The organism is Acidobacteriota bacterium (assembly GCA_003225175.1).
Classification (GTDB): Bacteria; Acidobacteriota; Terriglobia; order Terriglobales; family Acidobacteriaceae; genus Gp1-AA112.
In genome coordinates, this window is sequence record QIBA01000033.1 from 13,234 (window position 1) to 30,093 (window position 16,860).

The following is a 16,860-nucleotide window of genomic DNA, read 5'->3' on the forward strand; positions in this document are numbered from 1 at the left end:
TCTAGAAAAGGTTCCAGAGGTACTGATTGTAAACATCATGGTGATACTGCACTTCAGGAGTCTTTACGAACGTGCCGAGCAGACGTGGACAACGATCGGCGGAGGCCTTCTTCAGGTCGGCGTATCGGCTCTTTACGTCTTCGCCAAGAAGCTTCGTCGTCCACTCCGCAGTCATGAAGTTATCAAGAGCTGTGTAGATGTTGTCTGGCAGGTACCGTTCGGCCTGTCGCAGATTCTTGATTTTGGCTATATCTCCTTGCAATCCCGTGCGAAAAACCGCGTACATCACCATGTATGGATTCGCATCAGGGCTTACTGATCGCACTTCCACGCGTGACGTTTTTTCGTTACCGATTGGAACACGGATCATGGATCCGCGATCCACTGGCGATGCCTTGATCTGGTTTGGCGCCTCGAAGTGCGGGTCGAGACGGCGATAGGCGTTCACGCTGGCATTAAGCATCAGGCAGATGTCGTTGCCGTGAGTGAGAATCCGATCGACGAACGACCACGCAATTTTTGCGAGCTTCTCTTCCCCTTCTTTGTCCCAGAAGACATTCTTGCCGTTCTTGCTGACGGAGACGTTCGTGTGCATGCCGCTGCCGTTCACGCCAACGACTGGTTTGGGAAGAAACGATGCCGTGAATCCCATTTTGGTGGCCACCTGCCGGCAGATCAGCTTGTAGAGCTGGATCTGATCGGCGGCTGCGACAGCTTCACCATAGCTGTAGTTGATTTCAAATTGGGAAGGCGCGACTTCGGGATGGTCCTTTTCATTCTGGAAGCCCATCGACCGCTGTACTTCTGCCGTCGTATCGATGAAGGTGCGCAGCGGATCTCCGGGAAGCGAATGATAATAGCCGCCCGTGTTCACGTACTCAAACTTGCCTGTTTCGTGGTAGCGGCGTTCGGCGTCTGGTCCTTGAAAGAGGAAGCCTTCGATCTCGTTGGCGGCGTTCAGCGTGTAGCCTTCAGTCTTAAAAAGATTCTCCGCCCACTGTTTGAACATGCCGCGAATATCGGCGGTGTAGGGGGTTCCGCCTTTGTCGATGACATCTCCGAAAACCAGCACCTTGCCAGCGCCGAAAACATCAGCCGGAGCCCAGTAGAACGCGCTCCAATCGATCCCGAGGCGCAAGTCGCTCTCGCGCTGCGCGGTGAACCCGCGGATTGAAGACCCGTCAAAAGTGAGGTTATCGTAACTGCGCAAAAGAAACTTTTTGTCGTAATCGAGCATGTGCAGTCGACCTTCAAGGTCGCTGAACAGCACGGTCACGGCTTTAATGCGCTTTTCATCCGTGAGATAGCGCAGGAGCTCTTCCTGTATCTGGTCGAAGGGAATGCGCGTCTTGCGCTGCTCTTTCGCTTTGAGATTGAGATCCTCCAACTCGTCGTAAGGAATGGCCAGGAAATTACGCAGTTCGGTCGACATGCATCTCCTCAAGGTGGAATAAAGGGCCGTGGCAACAGTGCAGAATCAAGCCATCAGACTACCGTGAGCCTGCACCTAACCAATATAAATTTAATTGATGGAGGATATATGAACGGTTTTCTCGGAAATTGTTTCCAGCTCGTTGCGTTTTCTATTACCAGCGTTTCGCGTTATGAGCAACAGGCATTATTTCGCAGAAGAAGCGCTTTCTGTAGAATTGTCCAACGATGAGTTGCGTTGGTCCAGTTTTGTCCCGAGTCTCGATCGGCGTTTTTCTCGCCGGAGTGGCCGGGTCATTGGTGGTGGTCCGCGATCAGTTTCTTCGAGGACGTGGCTCTGCTGTTCGAAGAAGATGGTGATCTCGACGTTGACGCTGCTACTACCCGAGCGTAGAGTTGAGCAGGCAAACCACTGAACCCTGTCAGTTCTCCCCACTGACGCTGGGACGAATCAGGCAGCCGGTCTGCTAAGAATGTCCTCTGGTTCCCAGAACTTACCGCCTTCCAACCGGGTACGAATCGTAGTCGCCTCCTCGGTGGCGCTAACGTTCATTTCGTTCTGGCGCGCGGCGGCCATCGTCCTGAACGATCTCGGCTCGTCGGCGTACTACGTTGGCGGCATAGCCGAAGATGCGTTTGGACGAACAGCTCCCTGGTTCATCCTCGGGGTGATGCTGTTCTCCTTTGCCGTACGCGCGGTGTACGTCGAGAGCTGCTCGATGTTTGTGCGCGGCGGCGTGTACCGCGTTGTGAAGGAAGCGCTGGGTGGAACGCTCGCAAAACTGAGCGTCTCAGCGCTGATGTTTGACTACATTCTCACGGGACCGATCTCCGGCGTTTCGGCCGGACAATACATCGCGGGCCTCATCAATGAGCTCTTTAGTAAAGCTGACGCTCACGGTTGGATTGGTCCCGGCTTCCACGCGATGTTTCACGGCACACCGCAAGTGAACGTGAATGCAACCGCCGTCGTGATCTGCCTTGCGGTGACGCTGTATTACTGGTGGGAGAACATCAAAGGCATCGAAGAGTCAAGCGACAAGGCTCTGCGCGTTATGCAGATCACCACTGTCATGGTGGTCCTTCTGCTCGGATGGGCGGTAGTCACTTTGATGAAGATCGGTGGCTCGATCCCACCTCTGCCAACGCCGGCTAACCTTCACTTCAACGAAACCTCCCTCGGCTTTCTGGCTCACACGAGCCTTGCCACTAACTTCGGATTGTTCGGAATTCTCATGGCATTCGGACATTCCGTTCTTGCCATGAGTGGTGAAGAAACGCTCGCCCAGGTGAATCGTGAAATCGCTCATCCGAAGCTGAAGAACCTCAAGCGGGCAGCGATCATTGTTGCCATCTACAGCTTTTTGTTCACCGGCGTCGGAACCATGCTTGCAGTGATGATTATTCCGCAGAACGTTCCAGTCTCCAGCTATGAGAACAATCTTCTCGCCGAACTGGTGATGTGGTTCAGCGGCCCGCTCTTCCTGAAGCTCTTGTTCCGCACCTTTGTCGTGGTCGTCGGCTTCCTGATTCTGTCAGGCGCGATCAACACCTCAATCATCGGATCGAATGGCGTGTTGAATCGAGTTTCTGAAGACGGCGTCCTTACTGACTGGTTCCGGAAACCGCAGAAAAGATATGGAACCAGCTATCGCATCGTGAACCTGATCGTAGGCCTGCAGATCATCACGATTCTGTTGAGTCGCGGCGATGTGAATGTCCTCGGTGAAGCGTATGCATTCGGCGTGATCTGGAGCTTCACCTTCAACAGCGTAGCTATGCTCGTGTTGCGCTTCAAATACAAAGGTGAACGCGGTTGGAAGGTACCTCCGAACATCAGTATCGCGGGTAGAGAGGTTCCTCTTGGCTTGCTCTCTGTCTTCATGGTGCTGCTCACGACAGCGCTCGTGAACTTGGCCACAAAGAAGATAGCGACCATTACCGGCCTAATGTTCGCGGCTGCATTCTTTGCCATCTTCACCATCTCCGAGCGCGTGAATGCCCGCAAGTTCAAGCATGCGGAAAAGGAGATGAAGGAACACTTCCAGCTCCTGCACGAAGAACGAATTGAGCGCGAAGCAGTCGGTATCCGTCCGGACTGCACGCTTGTCACCGTTCGTGACTACAACACGCTATTGCAGCTGCGATGGGTTTTACAGAATACCGACACGACAGAGAACGACGTTGTAGTCCTTGCTGCCCGGCTTACAGGACCAGGAAGCGGCGAGGTTGATCTCTCTACCGAACAGATCTTCAGCGATCACGAGCAGACGCTGTTCACCAAATGTGTGAGCATCGCCGAGAGCTACGGCAAACACATTTCGTTGATGGTCGTGCCCGCGCGCGATGTCTTCTCGGCTATCGTCCAGACCGCAAATTCTCTCCTGGCAGCGCGTGTTGTAGCCGGACTCTCCACAAAAATGACAGCCGAGGAGCAGGCATTCCGCATGGGCCAGGCGTGGGAAGCTGCGCCTCCGCCAAAGCATCAGTTTGTGTTTCAAGTCGTGAAGCCAGGTCCAGAGGTACAGAGTTTCCGTATCGGTCCGCACACTCCCGACCTCAAGACGGAAGACGTGATGCTCGTGCATCGTCTATGGCTGGACGCACGCCGTCAGGCAGGAACAGAAGAACTACATCACCACGACATCGTGACACTCGCGCTCACGCGGCTTGCAGCAGATTACTCGCGCGATCGGCAATCAATTCTGAAGGAGCTCCGAAGTCGCGGAGATGGTTTGGTGGGAAAGACACCACCACGCGTCGGACCAACAGGTAAACCGCTTCCCAATCCCGTTTCGGTACCGCCCACTCATCCGCGATCCAAATAGGCCGGGCTCAGCCGATCAGTTTTTTCAGGGCGTCGGCATAGGCAACCGGCAGATCTTGCACCGCAATGCTGGTGAGCGATTTGTAGAGCGTCAGGAGTTCGGGCTGCTCCTTCAGCACGTCGAGATGTTTGCGCAAGGTGGCAATGTCTCCGCGGCGCAGAGGCCCGCTGAATGCTTCCTGGGGAGTACCGAGAAGGCAGTTCTCGATCGTCTGGCGAACGATCGGTCCCATCAATTGGCGCGACTTACGTCCATCGAAACCCGCGAGTTTTCCAACTTGCTGAGCGGCAGCTATTAAAGCCACCAAGGCAGGAGACGAAAAGAATCCGAACAGGTGATAAACAGGCTTCAGCTCGGTTGGAACGCGAAACGGCTTCCCTCCAAGAGTGCGAATGATCGCGCTGGCCGCAACCAGACCGTCGCGGTCGCCTTCCAGCCCGAATGGCACTCCGTTCAATTCCGGATTGGAACCGTACACAAATGTCATTAACGGATGCGCCGAGGCGACACTTGCGCCCACTTCCCTGAGCGGAGCCAGGGCATCGCACCCGAGAGCGCCGCTGCAATGAATCGCGATCTTGCGCTTCCAGTCGCGACCCACGGCGATCCGGCTGGCAACTTCCGAGATGGCATCATCCGGCACACATATCCAAGTTGTTGTGGTGGCGAATTGCGCATCGCGGAGAGTGATCACATGCGCGCCGACTCGCTTGGCGAGCTTGCGCGCACGCGAGATGGACTGCGCGTTGTCGCGAGAAACAATCGCGGCAACACGGTGCCCGCTGCGACGGAAAGCTATAGCCAAGGCAGTTGCCAGAGTTCCGGCGCCGATGATCGTCGTATCGATGGACCGGTTGCGCTTGGCGGCTGTCATGAGATGGTGAGAGATGTTGATTCGCGACAGAATGTTAACCTATCGCTTCATGCCTAACAGTCGGACGCACGCAAAGAGCAAGCTAGTCCATTTTCCTCAACCGAAGTACGCCAAAATTCTGTCTCGCAAAATTGGATATCGAGGCAAGGTATACACGGTAGTCGCAGATAAAGTTCGCGAACCCGAGGGAGTTGTCGCCTTGCGAGAGATCATTCGCCATCACGGGTCGGTGGTTGTGTTGGCAGTCGACGATTCCGCATCCGAGCCGCGGGTGCTCCTCGAACGTCAGTATCGTTATGCGGCGGACGATTATCTATGGGAGTTGCCGGCCGGCCATATCGATCCAGGAGAGAAGCCGGCAGCGGCAGCGAAACGAGAGCTGCTGGAAGAGACGGGACTTACCGCAAAACACTGGAAACGAGCACTGAAGTTTTACGTCAGCCCAGGCATATTAGACGAGACGATGGAAATCTATCTGGCCACCGATCTGACCCAAGGAAAGGCTCAGCTGGAAGATGATGAGCGCATCCAAACGAAGTTCTTCCCGCTGCCGGCCGCACTGAAGATGGCGCAAAACGGAACCATCCGAGACGCCAAGACGCTCGCATCACTATTCTGGTTGGATTCAGCGCTTTAGCACCCATCAATCAAGCTGGCGTTTAGTTTTTTCGGATGACTCCGAAGCGCCATCGAGCATGTTTACTGCTTTGACAACATTGTTACGTTGTTGGATAATTCTAAGTAACCAGTAACCTCACTAGGACCCCAAGAATTACCCCTCGCGCCGTTCCCCTGCTCACTTCGGGCGTGTGAAGTAAGTCTCCTTGTGCAGTCCCCAAGGGTGGTCTGGAAGTTCGGGTCCCGGCACCTGCTGTTCGGCCCCAGAAGGAAAAATAGGAAAAGTATGCAAGCGACGCGAATTAAAGGCACTGTGAAGTGGTTTAACAATGCTAAGGGTTTTGGATTCATTGGTCAGGAAAGTGGACCAGATGTATTTGTCCACTACAGCGCCGTCAAGTCCGAGGGCTATAAGAGCCTGCAGGAAGGCGATCAGGTCGAATTTGAGATCGTGCAGGGTCAAAAGGGCCCCCAAGCCGACAATGTGACCAAGCTGAACTAGCGAGGTCGAAAGTTATCCAGAACCCAGCCGAAATGGCTGGGTTTTTTATTTGCCGTAAGGCCAAGGAATTTAGAATTACGACGCACCTCCATGGAAAATCGCAACATCGCTGCTGTGTTCTATGAAACCGCCGACCTGATGGAGATTCGCGGCGATGATCCATTTCGCATTCGCTCCTATCGCCGTGCGGCTGAAGCTGTGGAAGGACTACCCACGCGCGTAGCCGACATTGCTGCAGACACAAAGAAGCTGCTTGAGATCCCGGGCATAGGCAAGAGTATGGCCGGAAACATTCAGCAACTTCTAAAAGAAGGCAATTTCCCTCTTCACGCCGAGCTGCTCCAGAAATATCGACCTTCCATGTTGGAGCTTTTGAAAATCCAGGGACTCGGCCCTAAGACGATCGCTTTGATCTGGGACGCATACCAAGTGTGTGACGTCGACGGTATAGAGAAGCTGGGTCGTGAAGGAAAAATCCGAGAACTTCCGCGCATGGGAGAGAAGCATGAGCAGAGAATCCTCAGGGGCATCGAGGAGTATCGCCGCATCTCCGGACGCTTTCTTCTTGACGCGGCTGAACGCACAGCACAGAAGATCAAAGAGTTTCTCGCGGAAATGCCCGGCATTGAGAAGATCACCGCGGCTGGTTCCCTGCGTCGAGGACGAGAGACCGTCGGAGATCTCGACATTCTGATAACGGGCCCATGTTGTGCCGATGAGCATCTGGAGCCGTTGCTCGATCGAATCCTAACCTTCCCCGGGATCAGCGAAGTGCTTGCCAAGGGTGGGAACAAGGTGAGCTTCCGGTTGCGTGGAGGAATGCAGGTAGACGTTCGCACCTTAAAGCCTGAGTCCTTCGGTGCAGCACTGCAGTACTTCACTGGATCGAAGAGTCACAATGTGTCAATCCGCCAGCGCGCATTAAAGATGGGCTATTCGTTGAGTGAGTACGCGCTTACACGAGTTGCAGACGGCACTCACGTCGCTAGCGCAACCGAAGAGGAAGTCTATGCTGCGTTGAAGCTCGATTACATTCCTCCGGAGCTCCGCGAAAATCAAGGTGAAATCGAGGCAGCTGAGAAGCACCTGCTTCCGCACCTGATTGAGCTCCCGGATATTCGTGGCGACGTGCATATGCACACCCTCGAAACCGACGGCCGCTGCACGATCGAAGAGATGGCCGGTGCGGCCCGCGAGCGCGGCTACGAGTACATGGCCATCACTGACCACTCGAAGAATCTGGCGTTTGCCAACGGACTCGACGACAAGCGGGCGGTGGAGCATATCCGCAAAATTCGCGAGGCCAATAAACACAGCGACGGTATCAAGATATTCGCTGGAATTGAAGTAGACATTCTGGCTGACGGGCAACTCGATCTCTCCGGTGATGTGCTTGGCGAAATGGATCTCGTGATTGCGAGTATCCATTCGCATTTCCAGCAGGAACCACAGCAGATGACAGATCGCTTGTTACGCGCGATTACCAGCGGGCACATTTCTATCCTCGGCCATCCCACTGGGCGTATTCTGTTGCGACGCGAGGGTTACGATTTCGATTTTGACGCGATCTTAAGAGCTGCCGCGACTCACAATGTAGCGATGGAACTCAATGCATATCCCGATCGTCTGGATTTATCTGATCGTCACCTGAAGATGGCGAAAGGACGCGGCGTGAAGATCGTCATCAACACTGATTCGCACCACACGTTGCATCTCGAGAAGATGCGATTTGGGATCATACAGGCCCGTCGCGCGTGGCTTACCAGCGAGGATGTGCTAAACACACTCCCTGTCAGGCAGTTTGCCGAAGCCATGACACGGCATTCGCGTACAGCCGTCGCATGAAAGCCAAAATCGGCATCTTAGGATGAGAGTTGCTCGAAGGAGGAAGCATGGCGAGCCCAACTAGTCCGAAAATGAAGAAGGCGGAGGCGACACGGTTCGACGCCGGCCACGTGCCCATGAGCGAAGAACTGGACAGTGCACGCTGGAGTCTTCCCCCGATTGTCCCAGTGGTCATCGCCGCAGTTGTGCTGGCCATTATTGTAGGCGTGTATCTCCTCTCTTCGAGAAATCCACCAACTTCAACCGGTTCGGCAATTCGAGTAGTTGCCCTACCTCTGCACATTGAATCTAAAGGTTCGATTGCTCCGGGACAGGAAGGCACCTTGGATCAAAATGTCGAGAAACGAGACTCAGTCCTGGTCAACATTGCAATCGATGTGAAGAACGCCATCGGAAAGCCGATGTACATCAAAAACATTGAGGGCAAGCTCGTAGCCGAAAAAGGAGAGTTTAACGACAGCGCCGCTCCGGCATCGGATTATGAGCGCATTGTTCAGGCCTATCCTCAGCTGGCTATCCCCGACGCAAAGCCTCTGCAGTCGGAATCTAGGATTGACGCACAGGCCGATCAGCAGGGAGTAGTCGTCTTCAGCTTTCCGCTAGCACGCGAAGATTGGGATAAACGGAAGTCGCTTCAGGCAACGGTTAACTTTTACGATCACGCACCCCTCGTGATCGATGCCACGCAGATAGCGGCAGCTCAGGAAACAACGCTTCCAACGAGAGTCATGAAATAAGATTCTGGTACGTCGGCCTACATTTTTTCTGGTTCAGAGCTGCTTCTTTGGGGGCAAATTCAGTTCGTACGCAACTTGGGCTATGAAATTGCATAGGGACTGTACGGTCGAGTGTGGTACTCGGCTGGAGCAATCATAGTACTCAAGCAGTAACTAGCTGATTCCGGGAGCTTTGTCCGGCTCAGATGCTTTTTCCGAGTCGCACGACGCGTTCGGAATTTGCCTGACAAAAAATGGAATCGCGATTCTCATTTGTAGTAACTAAGTAATTAAGTATTTTCACCGCGCCATGAAGAATGCTCGTGCCTTCATACTTTTTTTGTTACTCGCCATTGCTGCGCCATTTGCGGCGCATTATCGTGCCTGGTCTCTGACTGCGTCTCAAGGAAGGCCGGTTACCGTATGCGGGCCAGTCCAAACTTCCGGGGGGAATTTTACTTCCATCGAGTCACAGCGAAAGCTCGCCTCCAGTGCTATTGCTCAAGGTCGCGCCAACTCACAATCAAATGAATCTCTCGACCTACCCGCAGGGAGCAGCTCTCTGCCGCTGCTCTCAGTAATCGGTTTCGGAATCTTTTTGGGCGGCCTCATTTCAGCGCTGCGCACTCGTCCAGCTCACAAGTAGAGCTTTCCCACGTTTAAATCCGGGCATCCAACCTACGGGGTTGGCTCATTCGCTAGCTGCTATGGAAAGTATGAACCAAAAAGGGGCCGGCAACTCTCAGCTGCATGTTGAATGGCACAAGCTTCTACGACGCACGCGCGAAGGGGCTATTAAGCAGAGAGTGTCTGGTGCATTGATTGTGCTGGGTGCCGTTCTGCTTGGATACGTAGGATCCGAGTATGCGGCCATGTACCGGGAGCAGCAGGCACTACACCGGCAATGGCTGGAGCAACAGAGCTCTTCCCTTGCAGGTGCCCTGTGCCCCGTTTCCAGGCACGATGGATTGACGCGTGTCTCGATTCCCAAAATCGATCTCGATGTCATCGTGGTCGAGGGAACCAATCACAAAGCCCTGCGGCTAGGTCCGGGCCATCTCAAAGGCACTCCGTCTCCTGGGGAAGCCGGCAATTCTGTGATCTCCGCTCACCGCGACACTTTCTTTCGTCACATCTATGAGCTCAAGGACGGTGATCAAATTCAGGTGCGGCGAGATGGGCATACTTACACGTTCCAGGTAACCGGCAAGAAAATCGTGATGCCGAATGACGTGTCGGTGCTGAAGAAGACGTCCGATGCGCGCCTCACCTTGATTACCTGCTATCCCATTTATTACATCGGCCCAGCTCCGAAACGGCTCGTAGTTTTCTCGAAGCTGATTAATACCTCAAAAGCCAGTGAGCGCGCACAAACGACTCCCAGGACGCGCCACCACTCGTAGCCATTCCTCAGCAGTAAGAGCAGCTAGAATCGTCTTGTGCATACCTGTGATGTTGTCATCGCCGGCGCCGGAATCATCGGCCTATCTGTTGCTATAGAACTTCGACGCGCAGGCGCGACAGTCGCGGTTCTGGACCGTGGTGAACCGGGTCGCGAGGCCTCCAGCGCAGCGGCTGGAATGCTCGTCGTCGACGATCCGGAAACCGATCCCAAATTGAAACCCCTGACGCGGCTCAGTGCGTCAATATATCCCGCATTCGTCGAGGAACTGGAACTCCGCTCAGGAATAAAGGTCGAACTTGAGAACCGTGGCACGCTATATATCGGCCGGAGTGACGAGGATTTGTCATCTCACCCGCTCTCCACTACCGAGCTGCAGAGTCTTGAGCCTGGATTGGCCGATCTCCCGCGAGTCTGTTTCCTGCAAGAGCAGACCGTCAATCCTCTGCTTCTGCTGCAGGCAGCGCTGGTGGCGGCAAAGAGGATGGGCGTAGTGGTTCATCATGAAGCCTTGGTGGAACGGGTGAGCGTTGCGGCAACATGCGACTTGGAAGTAAGAACCAGTGCTGGTCCTTATGCTGCTGCGACGTTCGTAAATTGCGCAGGCGCCTGGGCAGCTGACATCAAGGGGGTTGCCGTTCCTTCGCATCCGGTCAAGGGACAAATGTTGACTGTGATTCCGGCCGACAGCAATTTGCGCCATGTTGTGCGCTCCCGCGAAGTTTATTTGCTTCCCAGAAGGACTGGCCGAATCCTGATTGGTGCGAGTGTCCAGCAAGCAGGATTCGACAAAACGGTAGAGCCGGACGTCATCCAACAACTGCATCAGGCAGCGTCAAATCTCGTACCATCGCTGGGAGAGGCAAAGATGATTGAAGCCTGGGCGGGACTGCGGCCGGGCTCTCCTGACGGGCTTCCTATTATTGGCCCCGGATCTTTGCCCGGCACATATGTAGCGACCGGGCATTTCCGAAATGGGATTCTCCTGGCCCCAATTACTGCCGCCGTTATCTCTGAGTTGATTCAGGGACGCCAGAGCCGGATCGACCTGCTTCCATTCTCGCCTTCTCGATTTGTCGGCAATCGAGCTTTGGCCGGATAGTCAGTCAGGCAGCGAAGTCCGCAGTAACAGCGGTTGGAAATAGTTCCCGCAGTTCCGTTGCACTGGCCGACACTTTGAACAGCTCTTGCGCACTCTGCGCCACGCGCATCTTGTATGGCTGCTCGCCAGTCATCAGGTCGCCGTTAATATGCTGGTCGAGTGAACGTCGCACGACTTCAAACAACAAGGTTACTCCTGGCGAGAAGCGCGCCCATCGCCGATCGTAAAAAGTTGTGTAGAAACGGCGCCAGTCACCATCGCGAAAGGTGACGAGGGCGGCAGCAAGAGTGCTGCCATGCTCCAGGGCGAACACTTCGCAACGCGCTCCTTCCTCACTACAGATCGCCACCATGAAGTCGGCACGCAGCGGATCATGGAAGAGTTCGTCAGAGCTCGATTGGGCCGTGCGAGTTCGGTAAATACCTGACACGATCCGGGAGTTACCCGAGTACTGACTGATGCGCAGACCCATACGCTCCAACTTGCGCAGACGACTGAACGCCCGCGGGTGATATCGAACGAGTTGTTCCGATGTGATCTGCGATCTATGCAAACGCGGTGCCCTGCTGAAGAAGCTCTTTGGGAGATTCTCCCAACCGGGCATTTCTGGACGGCAGATCGCAGTGATCGACAATGGCAGACCAATGGATGCTACTTTCTGCCACGCTGCCCAGAGCGATGCGGGATCACCGATTGCCAGATAGTCACGATAATCAAAGAGAGCTTCCCCTGCAAAACTCAGGAGGCGGGAGCCCTTCTGGATGACCAAAGGGAGAATCGCCGCACCGTTGTCATCCTCCGCAACGATGAAGTGAGGCTCTTCACGTTCGCCAAAGATTTTTGCCGCAAGAAAACTCCATCGATAACTTTGAAACAAACTCAAATTCGGACTCATGAGCGAGTCCCACATCGGTCTGAGCGTCTCGATTTCCGCGACGGTACGGGCCACGCGCAACTTCAGCAAGAACAATTTCTCCGGCAATCTTTGTGATGAAGACGTTGGACGGTCTGGGCGATGAACTGGATTAGACGCGCTGAGTTACACATGAGGATGTAACCTGAGTAGCTCGAAACCAACGGGTGATACTTGCCCGCTGAAGGCACACTTCGCTCCGGTGGCAAACCCTGGAAGCTAATCCCTGCTAACTGTTACAATGCTAATTGAAATTGAAATTCATTTTCAATACCTAACCGATGTTGCAAGCCGTTATTGTCACCCTGCGTGAAGGCGTCGAAGCAGCTCTGATTGTCGGAATCACGCTGGCTTATCTCTCAAAAATGCAGCGTCCTGAGTTGCGCCGCGTCGTGTATGCCGCCTTAGGAGCAGCTTTCATCTGCAGTATTGGCGTCGCCGTATTGTTGTCCCGGACCCAGTTTAATCAGGACATCTTTGAGGGCTGGGTCATGCTGGTAGCGGCGTTCTTCGTCATAAGCATGATCTGGTTCATGAGCCGGGCGGCTAAGCGGCTCAAAGGCGAAATCGAAGGCAAAGTCGGAGGTTTGGCGAGCGGAGGACGGACATTCGGGCTGTTTCTGTTCATCTTCCTAATGGTGTTGCGCGAGGGTGTGGAAACAGTCTTGATTCTGGCAGCCGTCGAGTTCAACTCTACCCAACTCCTGAGCTTCATGGGAACGATAATCGGCGTGCTGCTGGCAATCGTCTTTGGTGTGATGTTCGTAAAAGGCAGCATACGCATCGATCTGCGTCGTTTCTTTCGTGTAACAACGGTCATTTTGATCTTCGTTGCGGCTCAGCTTCTTGTTTCCGGATTGCACGAGCTTTCCGAAAATGGCGTGCTTCCTTCGAGCCGTGAAGAAATGGCCCTGATCGGCCCTATTGTTCGCAACGATCTGTTCTTCTTCGTGACGATTCTCGCGTTGGCAGCGCTGATGATCCTCTTTGACCAGCGCAGGCGACAAGGCAGTGGACCACTTCTCCCGGGATCAGGCGCGACAGATTCTCGGGCATTCCAGCGAAAGGCATTGTGGTCGGCACGAAAGGAACGGCTCTGGTCGACTGCTGTCTATAGCTCGTCATTCATCTTCATTGTTCTCGTGACGGCTGAATTCATCTACGCCAAGAGCACTACTTCGGTGACCCCTGCTCGCGAAGTGGCGTTTGTCGGCGGCCAGGTCTCGATCCCGATGAGCGAAGTCTCTGATGGTGAGCTGCATCGCTATTCCGCGAATTTGGAGAGTAAGAAAGTATTCTTTGTGATTTTTAAGAAGCCCGACGGCAAAGTCGTCACCGTGCTGGATGCCTGTCAGATCTGTGGTCCGGTAGGCTTTTACAAGAGCGGCAATCAGATCATTTGCAAGAACTGCTCTGCGCCGATCAATGCTCAGTCGGTGGGCCAGTCCGGCGGTTGCAATCCTATTCCGCTCACATCGTCAACCAATGGTGAGCAGATCACGATTAGCCAGGCGGATCTCTCCCGCGAAGCTCCGAGTTCGGCGAAGTAGGACATCGTGTTTCTCCGCCTCCTCTACCAATCTTTCCGCCGACAACAGCGGCGCAAACTCTTAGCCGGAATAGCTGTCACGTTGGGAGTCGCCGTGGCGACGGCCATGATCGCTGTTGGCGTGGATGTCGGCGATAAGATCAATCGCGAGCTACGCAGATATGGGGCAAACCTTGTGGTTTATCCAGCCGATGCAGCACTCTCTGTGCGCATTGGCGACCAGGAATTGAAACCCGCATCCGGTGGAACTCACCTCAAAGAATCTTCCCTGTCCAACATTAGAGGAATCTTCTGGGGCCATAACATCCTGGCATTTGCTCCCTTTCTCGAGACGCAGTTGCCGACTCGATCGGGGACAATCCGTGTAATTGGCACGTACTTCGACAAGCAGCTCCGTTTTGGAACAGAAGAGTTCTCAACTGGAGTGGAAAAGATGTATCCATGGTGGAAGGTGCAAGGGAGCTGGCCAACGGACGGCAGTAGTGATTTGCTGATCGGATCGCAATTAGCGTCTCGAATTGGGAACCAGGTGGGAGACTCGATCGATCTGCTTGGGTCGAGTGCGCGAATCCGCGGCATTCTGACAACTGGAGGCGCCGAAGATAACGCCATCGTTGCTCCACTCGCTCTGGTACAGCAATTACTCCATGCGCCGGATGCGGTTGACAAGATTTATGTGAGCGCGCTGACCAAGCCGGAAGACGCGTTTGCCCGCCGCGATCCCGAGCGCATGACGGCCGCCGACCGCGACCGATGGTATTGCTCGCCTTATGCTAATTCTATTGCGCTCCAGTTGCGCGAAATTTTTCCCGGAGCGCGCGCCCAGCAGATTCGTCAAGCCGCGCAGAACGAAGGCACGATCCTTTCGCACATTTCAGGAATGATGTTGCTGATTGCAGTGGCATCGCTGATCGCCGCCGCTTTAGCCGTTTCTGCTGCGATGGCGACTACGATTCTGGAGCGACGTCAGGAGGTCGGCCTGATGAAGTCATTAGGGGCAACGGCTTCGACGATTGCGTCCCTATTTGTTTGCGAGGCAACGCTACTTGCGCTAGGCGCGGGAATTCTTGGATTCTTGCTGGGCGATGCGATCGCCCAGCGCATCGGCCAGGCAGTGTTCCATTCCGGCGTTGCCATTACTCCAGTCCTGCTCCCGATGGTGATCTTTCTTGCTCTGCTTGTCACAATTGCAGGCAGCGCGGCGGCGATTCGCCGTGCGCTCAAGCTCGATCCCGTGCTTGTCCTGCGGGGTGACGCATGAGCGTGCGCGCATCGATGTTTTTTCATGTACTAAAGCGCGGACTGCTGGGCCGCGGTAACCGTCCGCTGATCGCCTTTATCGCATTGAGCGTTGCCGCCACGATGATTACGGCTATGCTCAGTCTCTACCAGGGTCTGGAAGACAAATTGAACAGGGATTTCCGCTCCTACGGCGCAAACATCACACTTGCTGCGCCTGATGGAAAGAATCTGCCCAGCGATGCCGTAGCACGCGCTCGCTCCATTCTCGGATCCGAGGCGCTGGTGGTTCCATTTGCCTTCGCGGTCACGCACACGAATCGCGACGAACCAATCGTCGTCGCTGGAACGGAGATGGATCAGGTCCGGCTACTCAATTCGTGGTGGTCCGTTTCGAAATGGCCCAGCGGCGACGATCAGGCTTTGACCGGAGTGCGAGCGGAGTCGCATCTCCAGGTAGATCACGGCGGTTTTGATTTAGCATTCGCGGGACGCTCTCTTCACCTCCAATACTATGGCACGTTAAAGACCGGATCGGACGACGAAGATCGCGTTCTTATTTCTCTCAAGATATTCGAGCACTGGACCGGAATCGGGCCGTCGATCCTCGAGATCTCGCTCCCCGGGTCGCGCGATCAAATAACCACCGCGATCTCGCAACTCCAAGTGGTGTTCCCCGACATGCAGGTTCGACCGGTGCGGCAGTTGCTTCAGGCACAGGGTGCCGTAGTGAGCCGCATGCGTTCTATCATGCTCGCTTCCACTCTGCTGATTGCGCTAACGGTCGCTCTGTGCGTCTTTTCGACCCTGACCTCTTCGGTTCTTGAGCGACGTCGCGACTTCGCCGTAATGAAAGCTATCGGATCCTCTCAGAGCACGGTCAACGCTCTGTTTGCGGGAGAGGCGTTGACCGTCGCGCTGTGCGCTGCGCTGGTGGGGTATCCTCTCGGATCTGTGCTCGCCGCATTGATCTCTGAGATTAACTTCCATGCAGTCGTGACACCACGGCTAAGCGTGCTGCCTCTCGTAATCTCTACAGACATTATTCTGGCGTTGCTGGCGGCAATCGTTCCGCTGGCGCGCTTGCAACGAATCGAACCAGCAGGCATCCTTAAGGGAGAGTAATGTCCATCGAGATCATCAACGTACGGAAGCTGTATCCGGCGAGCCAGCGCGGGCAGGCGGGCGAAATACGCGCGCTCGACGGTGTCTCACTTTCCGTGCGTAAGGGTGAATGGCTTGCGATTATGGGGCCCTCGGGTTCCGGTAAGTCTTCTCTGGTAAACCTGATCGGATGTCTCGATCGTCCCACTTCGGGAGACATCTTCATCGATGGCAGGGATCTCGGCGAATTCTCCGGCTCAGAACTGAATCGCTTTCGCGCAGAGAAGATCGGATTTGTCTTTCAGCAGTTCCATCTCATTCCCTACCTCACTGCGCTGGAAAACGTGATGCTGGCGCAGTACTTCCACTCGATGACTGACAAGAAAGAGGCACTGGAAGCTCTCGACCGTGTTGGACTTAAAGAGCGCGCGCATCATTTACCAGCACAGCTCTCCGGCGGCGAGCAGCAGAGAGTCTGCATTGCCCGCGCGTTGATCAACGATCCCAGCATCATTCTGGCCGATGAGCCGACCGGAAACCTCGATGCCAAGAACGAGGAAATCGTTCTCAAGCAGTTGCGAGATCTCCATCAACAAGGACGAACGATTGTGATGGTGACGCACGATCCTGTCGTGGCACGACTCGCCGATCGTTCCGTCGAACTGCATCACGGACAAATCGCGCATCAGCAAACCTTCACGATGTCGGACGAGATGCAGATCGACGAAGTGCTCGAA

General features: G+C 54.8%; 14 protein-coding genes and 1 pseudogene. 12 read left to right on the forward strand and 3 right to left on the reverse strand.

The genetic code is table 11. The features are described from left to right. Nucleotide 1: 1 nt before the first annotated feature. Entirely contained in the window at nt 2-1,432 is a 1,431-nt protein-coding gene (locus DMG62_04825; protein ID PYY24046.1) for a glutamine synthetase, read from the reverse strand. Between the two features lie 472 nt (nt 1,433-1,904). Between DMG62_04825 and DMG62_04830 the strand changes: the two genes are divergently transcribed. Then, nucleotides 1,905-4,259, forward strand: coding sequence for an APC family permease (locus DMG62_04830; protein PYY24047.1), 2,355 nt, complete (start codon nt 1,905-1,907; stop codon nt 4,257-4,259). A gap of 7 nt (nt 4,260-4,266) precedes the next feature. Here the strand turns inward: DMG62_04830 and DMG62_04835 are convergent, their stop codons facing one another. Next, the gene (locus DMG62_04835; GenBank protein PYY24048.1) at nt 4,267-5,133 is read right to left on the reverse strand and encodes a hypothetical protein; all 867 of its coding nucleotides are present in this window, start codon (nt 5,131-5,133) and stop codon (nt 4,267-4,269) included. 49 nt (nt 5,134-5,182) lie between these two features. On the opposite strand from DMG62_04835, the gene DMG62_04840 reads away from it, so the two are divergent. From DMG62_04840 to thiO, 7 genes are all read left to right on the forward strand, one after another. Further along, a complete protein-coding gene (locus DMG62_04840) occupies nt 5,183-5,770 on the forward strand; it encodes an NUDIX hydrolase (protein ID PYY24130.1) in 588 nt (195 codons plus the stop codon). Between the two features lie 267 nt (nt 5,771-6,037). Further along, nucleotides 6,038-6,253 (forward strand): cold-shock protein, encoded by a 216-nt coding sequence (locus DMG62_04845; protein PYY24049.1) that lies wholly within the window; start codon nt 6,038-6,040, stop codon nt 6,251-6,253. Between the two features lie 90 nt (nt 6,254-6,343). Then, nucleotides 6,344-8,098 (forward strand): DNA polymerase/3'-5' exonuclease PolX, encoded by a 1,755-nt coding sequence (locus DMG62_04850; protein PYY24050.1) that lies wholly within the window; start codon nt 6,344-6,346, stop codon nt 8,096-8,098. Nucleotides 8,099-8,169: 71 nt separating this feature from the next. Continuing rightward, on the forward strand, nt 8,170-8,835 hold the full coding sequence (locus DMG62_04855; protein PYY24051.1) for a hypothetical protein: 666 nt from the start codon (nt 8,170-8,172) through the stop codon (nt 8,833-8,835). 289 nt (nt 8,836-9,124) lie between these two features. Next, a complete protein-coding gene (locus DMG62_04860) occupies nt 9,125-9,460 on the forward strand; it encodes a hypothetical protein (protein ID PYY24052.1) in 336 nt (111 codons plus the stop codon). Nucleotides 9,461-9,521: 61 nt separating this feature from the next. Then, nucleotides 9,522-10,217, forward strand: a complete 696-nt coding sequence (locus DMG62_04865) for a hypothetical protein (protein PYY24053.1) — start codon at nt 9,522-9,524, stop codon at nt 10,215-10,217. Between the two features lie 36 nt (nt 10,218-10,253). After that, entirely contained in the window at nt 10,254-11,318 is a 1,065-nt protein-coding gene (gene thiO, locus DMG62_04870; protein ID PYY24054.1) for a glycine oxidase ThiO, read from the forward strand. A gap of 4 nt (nt 11,319-11,322) precedes the next feature. Here thiO and DMG62_04875 read toward each other — a convergent pair whose 3' ends face one another. After that, the gene (locus DMG62_04875) at nt 11,323-12,288 is read right to left on the reverse strand and encodes a hypothetical protein (protein PYY24055.1); all 966 of its coding nucleotides are present in this window, start codon (nt 12,286-12,288) and stop codon (nt 11,323-11,325) included. 224 nt (nt 12,289-12,512) lie between these two features. Here DMG62_04875 and DMG62_04880 point away from each other — a divergent pair, with 224 nt between their 5' ends. From DMG62_04880 to DMG62_04895, 4 genes and pseudogenes are all read left to right on the forward strand, one after another. Next, a complete protein-coding gene (locus DMG62_04880; GenBank protein PYY24056.1) occupies nt 12,513-13,781 on the forward strand; it encodes a DUF2318 domain-containing protein in 1,269 nt (422 codons plus the stop codon). Between the two features lie 6 nt (nt 13,782-13,787). Then, nucleotides 13,788-15,041 carry a hypothetical protein gene (locus tag DMG62_04885; protein PYY24057.1) on the forward strand — a complete coding sequence of 418 codons (1,254 nt, stop codon included), beginning with the start codon at nt 13,788-13,790 and terminating at the stop codon, nt 15,039-15,041. Then, nucleotides 15,038-16,144 (forward strand): ABC transporter permease, encoded by a 1,107-nt coding sequence (locus DMG62_04890; protein PYY24058.1) that lies wholly within the window; start codon nt 15,038-15,040, stop codon nt 16,142-16,144. Before DMG62_04885 ends, DMG62_04890 begins: the two co-directional genes overlap by 4 nt. Beyond that, nucleotides 16,144-16,803 (forward strand): annotated as a pseudogene (locus tag DMG62_04895) (ABC transporter ATP-binding protein). The gene DMG62_04890 and the pseudogene DMG62_04895 overlap by 1 nt, the downstream one beginning before the upstream one ends. Nucleotides 16,804-16,860 lie beyond the last annotated feature (57 nt).